The organism is Actinomyces oris (assembly GCF_001929375.1).
Classification (GTDB): Bacteria; Actinomycetota; Actinomycetes; order Actinomycetales; family Actinomycetaceae; genus Actinomyces; species Actinomyces oris_B.
The window spans coordinates 24,538-38,857 of record NZ_MSGO01000035.1; the positions used below are offsets into that span (position 1 = coordinate 24,538).

A 14,320-nucleotide genomic window follows, 5' to 3' on the forward strand; every position below is an offset into this window, starting at 1 on the left:
AGGACTCGGGTCAGCCGCCGATGGCCGACATGGTGCGCTGCGGGCGGGCGAAGCCGTCGCTCTCGGTATGGGGACTGTCCGAGCCGTGCGCTCGGGGCTTGCCCCAGGTGGCGCTGGCCCAGATGCGGATGAGCTCGTCGTCGTCGGCGCCGGCGCGCAGGGGGCCGCGCAGGTCGGTCTCGGTGCTGGAGAACAGGCAGGTCATGAGGCGCCCGTCGGCCGTGATGCGGGTGCGGTCGCAGTCCGAGCAGAAGGGGACGGTGACCGAGGCGATGACGCCCACCGTCCCGGCCGGATGGTCCTGGCCCGCCGTTCTCCCGGCGGCGACGCGCCACAGCGCAGCCGGACGACGGCCCGGGCGGCCCACTTCGGTGAGGGTGAACCCGGCCTCCCGCAGCACCCCCAGGATCTGATCGACGCCGACGACGGCCCGGCTGCTCCAGGTCTCGCGCGGTCCCAGCGGCATGTGCTCGATGAACCGCAGCTGCCAGCCGCGGCGCAGGCACTCGGCCAGGAGGCGCGGTGCCCGCTCCTCCACGGTGGCGGGCACGGCCACGGCATTGACCTTGATGGGGGCCAGGCCGGCCTCCTGGGCGCCGGCGATCCCCGTCAGGACGTCGGCGAGCCGGTCTCGTCGAGTGATGGCGGCGTAGTCCTGCGGATCCAGGGAGTCGATGGAGACGTTGACGCGGTCCAGGCCCGCCGCCCGCAGTCCGGCGGCCCGCCTCTCCAGGCCCAGGCCGTTCGTGGTCAGGGCGATGTCCGGCTTGAGCCCTCTCGAGGTCCGCAGCGCGGACAGCGCCCCGACGATCTCCTCCAGGTCCCGCCGCAGCAGCGGCTCGCCCCCGGTCAGGCGGATGCGCTCGACTCCCAGGCGCTCGACGGCGATGCGCCCCAGACGGGCGAGCTCGGTGGTGGTCAGCAGATCCGGGGTGGGCAGCCACTGGAGCCCCTGCGCGGGCATGCAGTAGGTACAGCGCAGGTTGCAGCGGTCCGTGATGGACAGGCGCAGGTCGCGCACGGTGCGCCCGTAGCGGTCGACCAGCTGTTGGGGGGCGCCCCCGGCAGCCGGGGCCGACGGGCCGGGAGGACCGGGCAGCTCGGGTAGCACCGGCCGGGTCGTCGGCATGGGCAGGTCCGTGGAGGTCCCACGACCCCTGCCCGGGCCGACGACCGCGGCATCGAGCGGTGCTGGCGTCATGCGTTGAGCATATCGGGAGCGCGCCGGTGGCATGGAGTCAGGCCCGACGAGGTCCTGCTGAGCCCATGGCCGGAGCCGTGGGCTCGGACCCGTGGGCGCCTCCCGCCGACCGGCCGCGCTGAGGCGCCGATCAGACGGTGCGCAGGATCTCGACGCGGGCGAAGCCCTCGGACTGCTCCAGCAGCGTGTGCTGGAAGGTGAAGGGCAGCTGGTCGATCTGGGCCAGCAGCGGGGTGGGCACGTGCGGGGCCACCAGGTCGAAGCCCTCACCGGGGTTCAGGGAGGAGGCGGCTCCGATGACCGCGGCGTGGCGCAGGCGGTGCGGGATGGCGCGCGCGTCCAGGGTGAGGCGCTCGTCGCCGTGCTCGTGGCAGCCGCAGCTGGACTTCTTCTCGGTGACGGGCAGCAGCTCGGGGCTCTCGCTCATAGGGCTCTCCTTCGGAGTGTTTCGTACTGGTGGGCGTGACCTTACTACCGCCGGGGGCCGGCAGTAACGGCCGTCCACTTCCGCCAGCGCGACTGTCCACCACCGCCGGTGCGGCCGGCGCCACTCAAACCTACCGAAACTTCATAGACGACGCGGAGCCGTGTCGTCTATGAAGTTTTTGTCGATGTGAGTGCGGGCGTTTCCAGCGCGGTTGGATACGGTTGGGCCGTGGAGACGGACCGACTCAGCCGGGCGCTGACCAGCCGCGTGGCGCCGCGCCTGGTGGCCCTGGCCCTGGGGGCCGCCTGCATCCTCATGGGACTCAACGCCGCCCTCCTGCGCCTCAACCTGCCGGCTCCCGTCGGCGGGGCCGAGCTGGCGGCTCTCCACGGCCCCCTCATGCTCGTCGGCTTCCTGGGGACCGTCATCGCCCTGGAGCGGGCGGTCGCCGCCCGCGCCCCCTGGGCCTTCCTCGCCCCACTGGGCAGTGCGGTGGGATGCCTGGCCCTCCTGGCCGGTGCCCCCGACGTCGTCGGTCGGGGACTCATGACCGGTGCCGCCGGCATCCTGTGTGCCATCTACCTGCACGTTCACCGGCGCGCCCCCAGCGCCGCCGTCGACGTCGAGGCCATGGGCGCGGCCGCCCTCCTGCTGGGGGACGTCCTGTGGCTGGGTGGCCGCGGCATGGAGCACGTCGTCCCGCTGTGGCTGCTCTTCCCCACGCTCACCATCATCGGCGAGCGCCTGGAGCTGGCCCGCATCGCCTTCCTCGACGAGATGGTGGAGACCGTTGTCGAGGCGCTGTCCGGTGCGGCGGTCCTGGGCGCCTGCCTGCTGCTCATCGTTCCGGGCTCCTCCCTCGTGGTCGGCCCGGCCCTGCTGGGGCTGGCCGTCGTCATGGCCTACTACGACGTCGCCCGGCGCACGGTCCGCCTCCGCGGCGGGGTGCGCTTCATGGCGGCCTCCATGCTCGCCGGCTACGTGTGGCTCGCCGTCGCCGGGGCGGTCTGGTCGCTGTGGGGTCTGCAGGGGCTGGACGGGGCCGCCTACGAGATCGTCATCCACTGCATCACGGTGGGCTTCGCCTTCTCCATGATCCTGGCCCACGCCCCGGTCATCATCCCCGCGATCGTCCACCGCGCCCTGCCCTACCACCGGCTCATGTGGCTGCCCTACGTTCTGCTGCACGCCGGCCTGGCGGTGCGCGTCGTCGGTCTGCTGGCGCAGGCCTCCGCGGCCTGGAAGGTCGGCGGTGCCGTGGGAGTGGCGGCGATCGGCGTCTTCATGATCCTCACCCTGGGGCGCGTCCTGACCTCCGGCAGTATCCGCAAGCCGGTCCGGGTGAGACGGCCGGCTGCGGCCGCGGCATCCGGATCGACGACATCGCAGGCGGGGGGAGATCCCGCATGAGCCTGCCCATCGGTTCTCCCGGTACCGGGGCCGTTCCCCGGCCCGGCTCCCCGGCGGCCCGGCCAGCCGGCCCGGGCCGCCCCGCCAAGAAGCCCTCCCGGCGCACCACCCAGGTGCGTCGCAACGCCCTGGTCATGGCCTGGCTGCTCATCGCCGCGGTCCTGGCGGCCCTGACCATCGTGGGCCCCCTGGTCTCCTGGGGCACCTGGCTGCCCCTGCACGCCCTGCTCCTGGGCGGGATCGGCAGCGCCATCACCATCTGGTCCGCCCACTTCGCCGACACCCTCCTGCACCGCCCGGCCCTGGGCGGTGCTGCCCTCCTGGACGTGCGCCTCTACGCCCACAGCCTCGGCACGGCCGTCGTGCTCACCGGCATCACCATGGGCCAGCAGGCGGTGGCGCTCAGCGGGGCGGCCATCGTCATGGCCCAGGCCGTCGCCGGCGTCGTGGCCATCACCGTGCAGTACCGGCGCGCCATCGCCCCACGCCTGGCGTCCCTGGCCCTCCACTACGCCGTCGCCCTGGTCCTGCTGGCCACCGGTGCGCTCCTGGGCTTCCTCATCTCCTGGTCCAACGCCCGCGGGCGCTCCGCCCTGGCCGACGGCTTCTACCTGGCCCACACGACCACCATGCTGCTGGGCTTCGTGGGCACCACGGTCCTGGGCACGCTCACGGTCCTGTGGCCCACGATGCTGCGCACCCCCATGGAGCCGGTCGCACCGCGCTGGACCACCCGCGGCCTGCCCTACCTCGTGGGCGGTACCGCGCTCGTGGCCGCCTGCGGGCTGTGGCCGCCCCTGGCGGGCCTGGGCGCCCTGGTCTACCTCGGCGGCGCCTGCGCAGTCCTCGTGCCGGCGTACCGCACCGCCCGCCGGGTCCCGCCGACCTCCTTCGCCACGGCCTCCGCCACGGCCTCGGTGGCCTGGTTCGTCGGCTGCGTCGCCGTCCTGGGGGCCCGCATGGCGCTGTCCGACGACGTCACTGCTGCCCGCCAGGTCATCCACTCCCTGCGCCTGCCCCTGGCGGCGGGCTTCGCCCTGCAGATCCTCGTGGCGGCCCTGAGCTACCTCACCCCGGTGATGCTCGGTGGCGGCCCCGCAGCCACCCGGGCCACCAACGCGATCATGGACCGCTTCGCCGCCTACCGGGTCACCGCCGCCAACGCCTGCCTCCTGCTGGCGCTCAGCCCGGGGGCGCCCTGGCAGGTGCGCGTCGTCGCCGGCGCCCTGGCCGCGCTGGTGACCTCCTACCTGCTGGCGGGCATGATCCTCAGCCTGCGCGAGCTCTCCCAGCGCAAGCGCACGCCGCGCACCCCGGCCGACGCCGCCCCCACCTCCGACCCCGCGGACCACCGGTCCGCCCAGCCCCGAAGGGGAACCCGATGACGAAGACGCCCGACGCGCAGGCACCATCCCCCGATGAGGCCGCCGCCTTCGAGAACGCCCCTTCTCAGGACGCCGCCGCCAGCGCAACCGCGAACAGCGACGCCGGCGACACTGCTGCCGGGCGCGCCGCGGCGGGTGCCGACAAGCCCGAGGGCGCCCACCGCCGAGCGGTGACGGCCGGTACGGCCCCCGCCATCGACCGCAACCGCCGCCCCCTGACCGGCGGGGCCGGCCGGGCGGCGGGAGGCGGGACTGCCGCATCGCCCTCGGGCGGCCTGCTCCAGTCCGCCGACCGCCGCGGCATCCTCATGGGACTGCTCACCGCCGGAGCGGCCGTCGTCGTCGGAAGCGTCGTCGGCAACCGCGGCCGGGGCGGAACCACCCAGGACGTCGCGCCCACCGGCAACACCGTCAACGCCACCATCAAGGTGCAGGGCATGCGGTTCGTGCCCGACACGGTCGACGTCACCCCCGGCGACCGACTCGTCATCACCCTGGACAACACCGCCGACCAGGTCCACGACCTCGTCCTGGCCACCGGTGAGACCACCGGGCGCGTCGCCGCCGGCGCCAAGGGCAGGCTCGAGGTCGATACCGTCCCCGGGCCGATCGAGGGCTGGTGCTCCATTGCCGGCCACCGCGCCCAGGGCATGGTCTTCCACGTCACCGCGGGCGGGGCGGCCGCAGGCTCCCACCAGCACGGCGGCGGCCAGAGCAAGCAGACCGGCTCCGGCAAGGACGCTGTTCCCGACTACTCGGCCCATCTGCCCGCCGACTTCAAGGCCTTCGACGCCACCCTGCCTCCCGCCCCCAGCAGTCCCGACGGCGGACCCATGACCCACCGGCACACCTTCACCGTCAAGGAGCAGGTCATGCAGGTCGGCGCCGGTGTCACCCAGCGGCGCATGACCTTCAACGGGCAGGTCCCCGGCCCCGTCCTGCGCGGCAAGGTGGGGGACACCTTCGAGATCACCCTGGTCAACGACGGCACGATGAGCCACTCCCTGGACTTCCACGCCGGGATCACCCCGCCCGATCAGGCGATGCGCTCGATCAACCCCGGGGAGTCCCTCGTCTACACCTTCAAGGCCCAGCACTCGGGGATCTGGCTCTACCACTGCTCCACCTCGCCGATGAGCCTGCACCTGGCCTCCGGCATGCACGGTGCCGTCATCATCGACCCGCCGGGGCTGCCGGCCGTGGACCGCGAGTACGTCATCGTCGCCTCCGAGGTCTACCTCGGCCCCGAGGGCGGCGAGCCCAACGCGGACAAGATCGCCGCCAAGACCCCCGACCTCATGACCTTCAACGGAGTGGCCTTCCAGTACCACCAGCAGCCGCTCAAGGCCAAGGTCGGCGAGCGCGTGCGCTTCTGGGTCATGGCCGCCGGGCCCTCCCTGCCGACGTCCTTCCACGCCGTCGGCCTGCAGTTCGACCAGGTCTTCTTCGAGGGGGCCTGGACCCTCGGCGGCCCGAGCCGGATCGGGGCCGCCTGGTCCGGCGGCTCCCAGGCCCTCGGCCTGCAGCCGGCCCAGGGCGGATTCGTGGAGTGCGTCGCCTCCGAGCCGGGCCACTACGTGTTCGTGACGCACTCCTTCGCCGACATGGAGAAGGGCGCTCACGGCGTCCTGGAGGTCAGCGCCTGAGCCGCGGGCACTACAGGCCACGGCTTGGAGTGCCCCCCCGAACGCCGCTTCGGCCCCGGGCGACTGTGCCCGGGGCCGAAGCCTTGCGATCTCAGAAGTGGTGGACGGGTGGACGGATGGTGCTCTCGGAGCCGCGCGGTCAGGCGACGTCGGCGTGGACGACCTTGAGGTCCGGCTCCTCGTGGACGGGCTGAGCCGAGTTGATCTGGCAGCCGTCAGGCCCGTTGGGCAGGAACTTGAGGCGCTCGTAGGCGGCCGGGTCGGGGCCGACGACGGCCCGCAGGAAACCCTCGTGCATGGTGCACACCAGGTCGCGCGGCTGGTGGTTGCGCGTGATGAGCGGGCAGGAGCGCAGGACGACGGTGTCTCCGGAGACCTCCGGGGCGAAGCCCATGACCGCGAGGTAGGGGATGAGGGCGGTGACCCGGTCCACCTGCTCGCCGTCGACCGCGGGCTCGGCAACGGTGCCGGGGGTCAGCTCGGCCCAGCGACGACCGATCTCCAGAGCGGTGGCGCGGGCGTCCTCACTCTCGCCCAGGGTGTCGGCGATCGCGTCGAGCAGCAGCAGGTAGGCGTCGACCATCTGCTGGGGGTCGGGGGCCGTTGAGGCGTAGCGCAGGGCCGGGCGGCCCCGCTTGCCCGTCGGCTTGGTGGACACCGTGACGAAACCGGCGTCAACCAGGGCGTCGAGGTGCTCACGGACAGTGTTGTGGTGCAGGTTGAGTGCGCTGGCGACCTGAACGGCCGTCATCGCGTCGTTAGAAGCCTCCACGACCTCCAGGACGCGCCGGCGCGCCGCAGAGAGGTTGGCGCGTGCGGACAGGTCGCCCAGGGCGGGACGTGGAAGCGAAGAAGTCGGACGGTTGTGCATGTCATGAGACTAACTCGCTTTCGCTTGTGGGAACCGTCAAAATCGGTGTGTAGTTGAATCCTGCAACGGCTGCGTGATGTGAGTTTTAGCACATGAAGTTCAATAGGGGGTCCGTCGAAACGTGAAAAAACTCAGTATTGACGCCGTTTCTGCCGGGTCGTCGCCCTGTGCCAGGGCAAACGGCTCTCAGGGTTAAGGGGCGCGCTGTCGACGAAACTGTGACGTGCCCGGAAGGTCTCCGCGCGCCGCCAGGGGCGCTTCAGGGTCGGGTGGGGTCCTCGGCCTCCAGTGAGGGGGCCAGCAGCCGGCGGAAGGATTCCACTCGCGCGTGCCGCTCCTCGGGGGCGGCTGGTGCTCCCGGTGCGTCCGGTCCGTCCGCTGTGCTCGCCCACGCATCCAGGGCGCAGTCGACGACGCCGTCCTCGTGGGTGCACCCGCGCGGACAGTCCTCGGCCACGTCGGCCAGGTCCGGGAAGCCCCGCAGGACATCGGCGCTGCCGACGTGGGAAACCCCGAAAGAACGCACCCCGGGGGTGTCGATGACCCAGCCGCCCCCGGGCAGCTCGAGGGCCTGAAGACTGGTGGAGGTGTGGCGGCCCCGGCCGGTGACCTCGTTGACGTGCCCGGTGGCGCGGTCGGCCCCGGGCACGAGCGCGTTGATGAGCGTGGACTTGCCGACCCCGGAGTGGCCCACGAGGACTGAGACGGCGCCGTCGAGCACCTGGCGGACCGCCTCGACGCCGTCGTCGGACCGCTCGCCGCCGCTCTGGGAGGGGTCGGTGTCGGGGCTGTGGGGGCTCAGTCGCGTGGCCAGGCAGCGCACGCCCAGGGGGCTGTAGAGGCCCGTCAACGGGGCGGCGTCGGCCAGGTCGGTCTTGGTGAGCACGATGAGCGGATCCATGCCGGCGTCGTAGGCGGCCACGAGGTAGCGGTCGATCATGCGCGGGCGCGGCTCGGGGTCGGCCACGGCGGTGACGATGACGAGCTTGCGGGCGTTGGCGACGATCGCTCTCTCGGTGCCGGCGGCGTCCCCGTCCTCGGCGCTGCGGCGCAGCAGGGCGGTGCGCTCCTCGATGCGGACCATGCGCGCCAGGGTTCCTTTGCGGCCACTGGTGTCCCCGACGACGGCGACCCGGTCGCCGACGACGACCTTGCCCCGACCCAGCTCGCGGGCCTTCATGGCGGTGATGTCGCCGCTGGAGTTCTCGGTGAGGCCCGGTTCGTCCAGGCGGATGCGGTAGTGGCCGCGGTCGATGCGGGTGACCATGCCCAGGGCCGCGTCGGCGTGGCTGGGGCGCTGCTTGGTGCGCGGGCGCGAGCCCCGGCCGGGGCGGACCCTCACGCGCGGGTCGTCGGTGCCGATGTCACGGCGGGCCATCAGGCACCATCTCCCGGGGTCGCCGGCCCGCGCCTTGATCCGGCGCCCGCTCCGGTGCCGCCCTCACCGGCGGTGGCCAGCATGGCGGCCCACAGGTCCGTGAAGCCGGGCAGCGTCTTGGAGGTGCACTCGACGTCGTCCAGGCTCACCCCCTCCACGCCCAGGCCGATGAGGGCGGCGAAGGTCGCCATCCGGTGGTCGGCGTAGGAGCGCAGGGCGGCGCCGTGCAGTGGTGCGGGGCGGATGATGAGTCCGTCGTCGCTCTCCTCGGCCTCCCCGCCCAGGAGACGGATCTGGGTGGCCAGGGCCGCCAGGCGGTCGGTCTCGTGCCCCCGCAGGTGCGCGATGCCGGTGAGGGCGCTGGTGTGGCCCTGCGTCCCGGCGAGGGCCGCCAGGGCCGCCACCGTGGGGGCCAGCTCGCCGACGTCGGACAGGTCCGCCTGGATCCCGGTCAGCCGCCCGGTGCCGCGGGCCGTGAGCACCCCGTTAGTGAAGGTCACTTTCCCGCCCAGGCGGGGGAGGAGCTCGCGCCAGGCGTCGCCGGCCTGGGTCGTGGCCGCCGGCCAGTGGGGGACGCCGACCCGGCCTCCGGCCACGAGGGCGGCCGCCAGGAAGGGGCCGGCGTTGGACAGGTCCGGCTCGATGGCCACCTGCCCTCCGCGGGGGCGACCGGGGTGGACCCGCCAGGTGCGCTCGCCGTCACCGGCCCCGGGGGAGGGCTCGTCGACGGCGATGCCCCGCTCGCGCAGCGTCGCCACCGTCATGGCCACATGCGTCAGTGAGGGCACCGGCCCGGTGGGGGTGAGCTCCAGTCCGCCGGGCAGGAGGGCGCCCAGGAGCAGGAGGGCGGAGACGAACTGGGAGGAGGCCGAGCCGTCGACCGCCACCCGGGCGCCCTCGGCTCGCAGGAGGGCGCCGTCGCCGGGGCCCACCCGGAAGGGCAGGAAGCCGGGCTCACCGAGGTGGGTGACCTCAGCGCCCAGGGCGGCCAGTGCGTCGAGCAGAGGCGCCATGGGGCGGCGCCGGGCGGCCTCGTCCCCGTCGAAGACGACCGGGGCGTCGGCCAGGGCGGCCAGCGCGGGCACGAAGCGCATGACGGTGCCGGCCAGGCCGACGTCGATGCGGCCGAGGCCGTCGGGGCCGGCCTGCACGTGCAGCGGCAGAGGAGCCGGCGTGACACGCAGCCGCGTGCCGGTCTCGTCAAGGTCCTCGAAGCGGGCGCCGAGCACGCTCAGGGCGGCGAGCATGAGCTCGGTGTCGCGCGAGCGCAGGAGCCCGGTGAGCGTGGTCGGCACGTCGGCCAGCGCGGCCAGCAGCAGGGCCCGGGCGCTCAGCGACTTCGACCCCGGCAGCTCCACGACGGCCTCCAGCGCCCCCACCGCCACCGGCGCCCGCCACGGCTCGGCGGATCCGGCCGAGAGGGCCGCAGGGACTCCAGGGCCGCCGGCGTCGGGGGCGTCGGTCATGCGAGGGCCTCGATGACCGTGTTGAGGGTCGTCGAGGGGCGCATGACGGCGTCGGTCAGGGTCGTATCGGGACGGTAATAGCCGCCGATGTCCACCGGGGAGCCCTGGACCGCCAGCAGCTCGGCCTGGATCGTGTCATTGAAGGCCTCGAGCTGCTGGGCGATCGGGGAGAAGACGGCGGCGAGCTCGGGACTGGTCTCCTGCGCGGCCAGCTCGCGGGCCCAGTACAGGGCCAGCCAGGCGTGCGAGCCGCGGTTGTCGATCTGCCCCAGGCGGCGCGCCGGGGAACGGTTCTCCTCCAGCAGCCGGGCCGTGGCGGCCTCCAGGGCGTCGGCCAGGACCTCGGCTCGCTCGTTGCCGCTGACCTGGGCCACGTGGTGGAAGGCCTCCGCCAGGGCCAGGAACTCGCCCAGGGAGTCCCAGCGCAGGTAGTCCTCCTCGAGCAGCTGGCGCACGTGCTTGGGGGCCGAGCCCCCGGCACCGGTCTCATAGAGGCCGCCGCCGTTCATCAACGGCACCACCGAGAGCATCTTGGCGCTCGTGCCCAGCTCGAGGATGGGGAAGAGGTCCGTGTTGTAGTCGCGCAGCACGTTGCCGGTCACCGAGATCGTGTCCTCGCCGCGGCGGGCGCGCTCCAGGGACAGGCGCGTGGCCGCCACCGGGTCCAGGACGCGGATGTCCAGGCCCTCAGTGTCCTCATCTGCCAGGTAACGGTTCACCAGGTCGATGAGGACGGTGTCGTGCCCGCGCTCGGGGTCCAGCCAGAAGACGGCCGGGGCGCCGGTGGCCCGGGCCCGCGTGACCGCCAGGTGCACCCAGTCGCGCACGGGGGCGTCCTGGGTGGTACAGGCCCGCCAGATGTCGCCGGTGGCCACCTCGTGTGACAGCAGCACCGCGCCGGGCTCGGCGCCCGCGCCCTCGACCGCGACGACCTCCACGGTGCCGTCGGCCGGGATGAGGAAGGTCTTGTCGTGGCTGCCGTACTCCTCGGCCTTGCGGGCCATGAGGCCCACATTGGGCACCGAGCCCATGGTGGCCGGGTCCAGGGCGCCGTGGGTGCGACAGTCCTCGATGACGGCCTGGTAGACCCCGGCGTAGGAGGAGTCCGGGATGACGGCGAGGGTGTCCGCGGTCTGGCCGTCCGGCCCCCACAGGTGGCCGCCGGCCCGGATCATGGCGGGCATGGAGGCGTCGATGATGACGTCACTGGGCACGTGCAGGTTCGTGATGCCGCGCTCGGAGTCCACCATGGACAGGCGCGGCCCGGCGGCCAGCTCGGCCTCGATGGCGGCGCGGATCTCCTCACCCTGGGGCAACGGGTCCAGGCCCGCCAGGATCGAGGCCAGCCCGTCCTCGGCGCGCAGGCCCGCCTCGGCCAGGACCCGCCCGTAGGTGGAGAAGACCCCCGGCAGGGCGGCGCGCACCGCGTGACCGAAGATGATCGGGTCGGAGACCTTCATCATCGTGGCCTTCAGGTGCACCGACAGCAGCAGGTCCTCGTCCTTGGCGGTGGCCACCTGCCGGGCGAGGAACTCGTCCAGGGCGGCGGCGCTCATGAAGGTGGCGTCCACGACCTCCCCGGCCGTCACCGGCAGACACTCCCGCAGGACGATCTGCTCACCGCCGTCGGCCGGGCGCAACCGGATCTGCAGGGTGCCGGCCTCGGGCACGACGACGCTGCGCTCGTTGCGCCGGAAGTCGCCCGATCCCATCGTGGCCACGCGGGTGCGCGACTGGGGCGACCAGGCACCCATCGAGTGCGGGTGGGAGCGGGCGTAGGCCTTGACGGCCGCCGGGGCGCGCCGGTCCGAGTTGCCCTCACGCAGGACGGGGTTGACGGCGCTGCCCTTGACGGCGTCGTAGGCGGCGCGCGCCTCGTGCTCGGCGGGCGTGGCCGGGGAGTCGGGGTAGTCGGGGATCTCGTGGCCCAGGGCCTGGAGCTCGGCGATGGCGGCCTTGAGCTGAGGCAGGGAGGCCGAGACGTTGGGCAGCTTGATGATCGTTGCCGCCGGGGACTGGGTGAGCCCGCCCAGGCGGGCCAGGTCGTCGTCGGCCAGGGAGAAGGCCGCCAGGATGCGTCCCGCCAACGAGATGTCCGCCGTGCCCACGCTCACGCCCGCCCGCTGGGCGAAGCCGCGCACGATCGGCAGGAAGGAGTGGGTCGCCAGCATCGGGGCCTCGTCGGTCCAGGTGTAGACGATGTCGGGCTGTGCAGCCTGCTCCGGCTGGGGCGACCGGCTTGCCTGGGCCGGCTGGGCGGACTGGACGGTCATGAGTGCTCCCTGCGTGTCGATGACGTGTCTGCGCGTGGTGGTCGGTGGTGCGGGCGCGTCAGGGCGCCGCGACCGGTCGGCAGTGGACGGGGCGAGAGTAGCCGCCGCCTGTGACGCCCAGGTGACAGGTGCCGGGGCGCTCCGGGCGGTGACGGCGATAGGCCGACGTCGGACCCGGGCCCCGAAGCCGACGGGTTCCGATGGTGGGCCGGCGCGGGCGGCTCAGGCGGTCACGTAGCGCTGCTGGACGGCCTGCTGGGCGGCCTGCATCGCCTCACGCTGCTGGCGGGCGTTGCGCACCTGCCAGGCCAGGGACGGCCTGCCCTGACGGTCGACGGCGGCCAGCACGAGCCCGGCCCCCAGGGCGGCCCCGCGCAGCAGCCCGGAGAGGGCCTCCTGACGGGCCTGCGTCCCCTTGACCGCCCAGACGGGGTTGTTGACCACGGTGAGGGGCGCATTGAGGGCGGCCAGGATGGTGGCGTTCGTACGGGGCGCCCGGCCGACGGCCAGACCCAGACCGGCCGCGAGGCTCACGGCGCCCGAGGCGCGAGTGAGCAACCGGGCGTCGGAGGACAGCACTGGCGGCAGGCCGGCCCGCTCCAGCGTGGGAGCGACCTTCTCGAACTTCTCCACGTGGCGCGACGGGCGCACCAGGGCGTCGATCCCATCGACGATGAAGGGCGCAGCGAGCATGGGGCGGGCGAAGGAGCGCAGAATGTTCATACCCCCATCCTGACCTACGCGGGCGGCTCGGGCCAGCGATATCGCTGCTCGAACGTGGCGCGTGCCTCGCTCGGCGCGGACGGGGAATGAAACCGGGGCGCCTCCGCGTTGGTCAGGACATGAGCACTCAGCAGCCGACCGCGTCGCCGTCGAGCCGGTCCGCCCTCCGGCGGGGCGCACCGCCGAGCGGGCCGCGAGGCCGCCACGAGTGGCCCGGCCTGCAGGACAGGCGCCGTCGGTACCGGGACCTGCCGGGAGGGTCCGCCACGATGGTCGAGACGATGACCGCGGCTCTTGGCGTCGGTGAGGCCGAGGACCCTCGGGGCACGTTAGGCTCGTGGGTGATGACGGACATCGACGACCACACAGATGAGCTCGCCCTGGATGAGGCGATCGATCCGGGCGATGGCGCGCGCGATCTGGGCCGGGCGCCGGCCGGTGAGGACGAGGCCGCCCGGGCCGCCCGCTTCGAGGCCGAGGCCCTGCCCTACCTGGACCAGCTCTACGGCGCCGCCCTGCGCATGACCCGCAACCGGGCCGATGCCGAGGACCTCGTGCAGGACACCTACGCCAAGGCCTTCGGCTCCTTCCACCAGTACCGGCCCGGCACCAACCTCAAGGCCTGGCTCTACCGGATCCTGACCAACACCTTCATCAACTCCTACCGCAAGAAGCAGCGCGAGCCGCTCCAGTCCGACGCGGAGGCGGTCGAGGACTGGCAGCTGCACCGGGCGGCCTCCCACGACTCGGTGGGGCTGCCCAGCGCGGAGAACCTCGCCCTGGACGCCCTGCCGGACTCCGACATCAAGGACGCCCTGGGCCAGCTCACCGAGGACCGGCGCCTGGCCGTCTACCTGGCGGACGTGGAGGGCTTCTCCTACAAGGAGATCGCCGAGATCATGGACACGCCCATCGGGACGGTCATGTCCCGGCTGCACCGAGGGCGCCGCCAGCTGCGCGAGCTGCTGGCCGACTACGCCCGCGAGTACGGATACGGGGAGGAGGAGAAATGACAGACCGCATGGAACCGGGCACCCACGGCGACAACAGCGCCGAGCCCACCAAGAGCGCCACGACGGCGGACGACTCCCAGGACTGCTCCTGCGCCGAGGCCCGCGCCCACCTGGAGGCCTTCCTCGACCACGAGTGCACCGCCGACCTCGCCGAGCGCCTCGCCCAGCACGTGGCCGCCTGCTCGCACTGCTCACGCCTCGCCGACGCCGAGACCCACCTGCGGGAGATCCTGCGCTCGCGGTGCGCCGAGCAGGCCCCTCCCGAGCTGCGCGCCCGGGTCCTTGGGCGCCTGTCGGCCCTGCGCGCCACCGCGGTGAGCGTGACGACGACGGCGACCACGACCCGGACCCAGTCCTCCGCCTCCGGGCGGGTCGTGCGCGTCGTGGAGTCGCGGGTCGAGTCCTCCCGGACCGTCCGCTTCGAGAGCGACTGAGAAGGCGGCCGCGTCGCCGCCGGCAGCGGCCTGCGCTGGCGTGTGGTCGCCTTCACCGGCTGGTCGACGGCGCGAGACTGGCCGGGGCGCGTC

Annotated in this window: 12 protein-coding genes; 5 read left to right on the plus strand and 7 right to left on the minus strand. The window is 73.3% G+C overall.

Features of this window, described 5'->3' with window-relative positions; genetic code table 11:
• Positions 1 to 10: 10 nt before the first annotated feature.
• Positions 11 to 1,201, minus strand: coding sequence for a GTP 3',8-cyclase MoaA (moaA, locus tag BKH32_RS07855; protein ID WP_075249419.1), 1,191 nt, complete (start codon positions 1,199 to 1,201; stop codon positions 11 to 13).
• A gap of 130 nt (positions 1,202 to 1,331) precedes the next feature.
• A complete protein-coding gene (locus BKH32_RS07860) occupies positions 1,332 to 1,628 on the minus strand; it encodes a DUF2249 domain-containing protein (RefSeq protein WP_075249420.1) in 297 nt (98 codons plus the stop codon).
• A 228-nt stretch (positions 1,629 to 1,856) separates the two neighbouring features.
• Here BKH32_RS07860 and BKH32_RS07865 point away from each other — a divergent pair, with 228 nt between their 5' ends.
• Genes BKH32_RS07865 through BKH32_RS07875 form a run of 3 tightly spaced genes read left to right on the plus strand, consistent with a single transcriptional unit; the run spans position 1,857 to position 6,069 of the window.
• Positions 1,857 to 3,038 carry a hypothetical protein gene (locus BKH32_RS07865; RefSeq protein ID WP_075249421.1) on the plus strand — a complete coding sequence of 394 codons (1,182 nt, stop codon included), beginning with the start codon at positions 1,857 to 1,859 and terminating at the stop codon, positions 3,036 to 3,038.
• Positions 3,035 to 4,423: a hypothetical protein gene (locus tag BKH32_RS07870; protein ID WP_075249422.1), complete on the plus strand. Its 1,389-nt coding sequence runs from the start codon at positions 3,035 to 3,037 to the stop codon at positions 4,421 to 4,423. Before BKH32_RS07865 ends, BKH32_RS07870 begins: the two co-directional genes overlap by 4 nt.
• Positions 4,420 to 6,069 carry a multicopper oxidase domain-containing protein gene (locus tag BKH32_RS07875; RefSeq protein WP_075249423.1) on the plus strand — a complete coding sequence of 550 codons (1,650 nt, stop codon included), beginning with the start codon at positions 4,420 to 4,422 and terminating at the stop codon, positions 6,067 to 6,069. Before BKH32_RS07870 ends, BKH32_RS07875 begins: the two co-directional genes overlap by 4 nt.
• Before the next feature lie 139 nt (positions 6,070 to 6,208).
• On the opposite strand, the gene BKH32_RS07880 is transcribed toward BKH32_RS07875, so the two are convergent.
• The 5 genes from BKH32_RS07880 to BKH32_RS07900 form a co-directional block, all read right to left on the minus strand.
• Entirely contained in the window at positions 6,209 to 6,940 is a 732-nt protein-coding gene (locus BKH32_RS07880; RefSeq protein WP_075249424.1) for a helix-turn-helix transcriptional regulator, read from the minus strand.
• Between the two features lie 259 nt (positions 6,941 to 7,199).
• On the minus strand, positions 7,200 to 8,318 hold the full coding sequence (gene rsgA / locus BKH32_RS07885; protein WP_075249425.1) for a ribosome small subunit-dependent GTPase A: 1,119 nt from the start codon (positions 8,316 to 8,318) through the stop codon (positions 7,200 to 7,202).
• Positions 8,318 to 9,784, minus strand: coding sequence for a 3-phosphoshikimate 1-carboxyvinyltransferase (gene aroA / locus BKH32_RS07890; protein WP_075249426.1), 1,467 nt, complete (start codon positions 9,782 to 9,784; stop codon positions 8,318 to 8,320). The genes rsgA and aroA overlap by 1 nt, the downstream gene beginning before the upstream one ends.
• Positions 9,781 to 12,057 (minus strand): NADP-dependent isocitrate dehydrogenase, encoded by a 2,277-nt coding sequence (locus BKH32_RS07895; protein ID WP_075249427.1) that lies wholly within the window; start codon positions 12,055 to 12,057, stop codon positions 9,781 to 9,783. Before BKH32_RS07895 ends, aroA begins: the two co-directional genes overlap by 4 nt.
• Before the next feature lie 222 nt (positions 12,058 to 12,279).
• Positions 12,280 to 12,780: a DoxX family protein gene (locus tag BKH32_RS07900; RefSeq protein ID WP_075249428.1), complete on the minus strand. Its 501-nt coding sequence runs from the start codon at positions 12,778 to 12,780 to the stop codon at positions 12,280 to 12,282.
• Positions 12,781 to 13,124: 344 nt separating this feature from the next.
• Here BKH32_RS07900 and BKH32_RS07905 point away from each other — a divergent pair, with 344 nt between their 5' ends.
• Together BKH32_RS07905 and rsrA are read left to right on the plus strand one after the other, a co-directional pair.
• Complete coding sequence (locus BKH32_RS07905) at positions 13,125 to 13,793, plus strand: sigma-70 family RNA polymerase sigma factor (protein WP_075249429.1); 669 nt, start codon at positions 13,125 to 13,127, stop codon at positions 13,791 to 13,793.
• A complete protein-coding gene (rsrA, locus tag BKH32_RS07910) occupies positions 13,790 to 14,227 on the plus strand; it encodes a mycothiol system anti-sigma-R factor (protein WP_075249430.1) in 438 nt (145 codons plus the stop codon). The genes BKH32_RS07905 and rsrA overlap by 4 nt, the downstream gene beginning before the upstream one ends.
• The last annotated feature ends 93 nt before the right edge of the window (positions 14,228 to 14,320 follow it).

Excerpts from the sequence above, each read along its gene's own strand:
- moaA (WP_075249419.1), bottom strand. The coding sequence starts at position 1,201 with ATGACGCCAGCACCGCTCGATGCCGCGGTCGTCGGCCCGGGCAGGGGT.
- BKH32_RS07860 (WP_075249420.1), bottom strand. The coding sequence starts at position 1,628 with ATGAGCGAGAGCCCCGAGCTGCTGCCCGTCACCGAGAAGAAGTCCAGC.
- BKH32_RS07870 (WP_075249422.1), top strand. The coding sequence starts at position 3,035 with ATGAGCCTGCCCATCGGTTCTCCCGGTACCGGGGCCGTTCCCCGGCCC.
- BKH32_RS07875 (WP_075249423.1), top strand. The coding sequence starts at position 4,420 with ATGACGAAGACGCCCGACGCGCAGGCACCATCCCCCGATGAGGCCGCC.
- BKH32_RS07880 (WP_075249424.1), bottom strand. The coding sequence starts at position 6,940 with ATGCACAACCGTCCGACTTCTTCGCTTCCACGTCCCGCCCTGGGCGAC.
- rsgA (WP_075249425.1), bottom strand. The coding sequence starts at position 8,318 with ATGGCCCGCCGTGACATCGGCACCGACGACCCGCGCGTGAGGGTCCGC.
- aroA (WP_075249426.1), bottom strand. The coding sequence starts at position 9,784 with ATGACCGACGCCCCCGACGCCGGCGGCCCTGGAGTCCCTGCGGCCCTC.
- BKH32_RS07895 (WP_075249427.1), bottom strand. The coding sequence starts at position 12,057 with ATGACCGTCCAGTCCGCCCAGCCGGCCCAGGCAAGCCGGTCGCCCCAG.
- BKH32_RS07900 (WP_075249428.1), bottom strand. The coding sequence starts at position 12,780 with ATGAACATTCTGCGCTCCTTCGCCCGCCCCATGCTCGCTGCGCCCTTC.
- BKH32_RS07905 (WP_075249429.1), top strand. The coding sequence starts at position 13,125 with ATGACGGACATCGACGACCACACAGATGAGCTCGCCCTGGATGAGGCG.
- rsrA (WP_075249430.1), top strand. The coding sequence starts at position 13,790 with ATGACAGACCGCATGGAACCGGGCACCCACGGCGACAACAGCGCCGAG.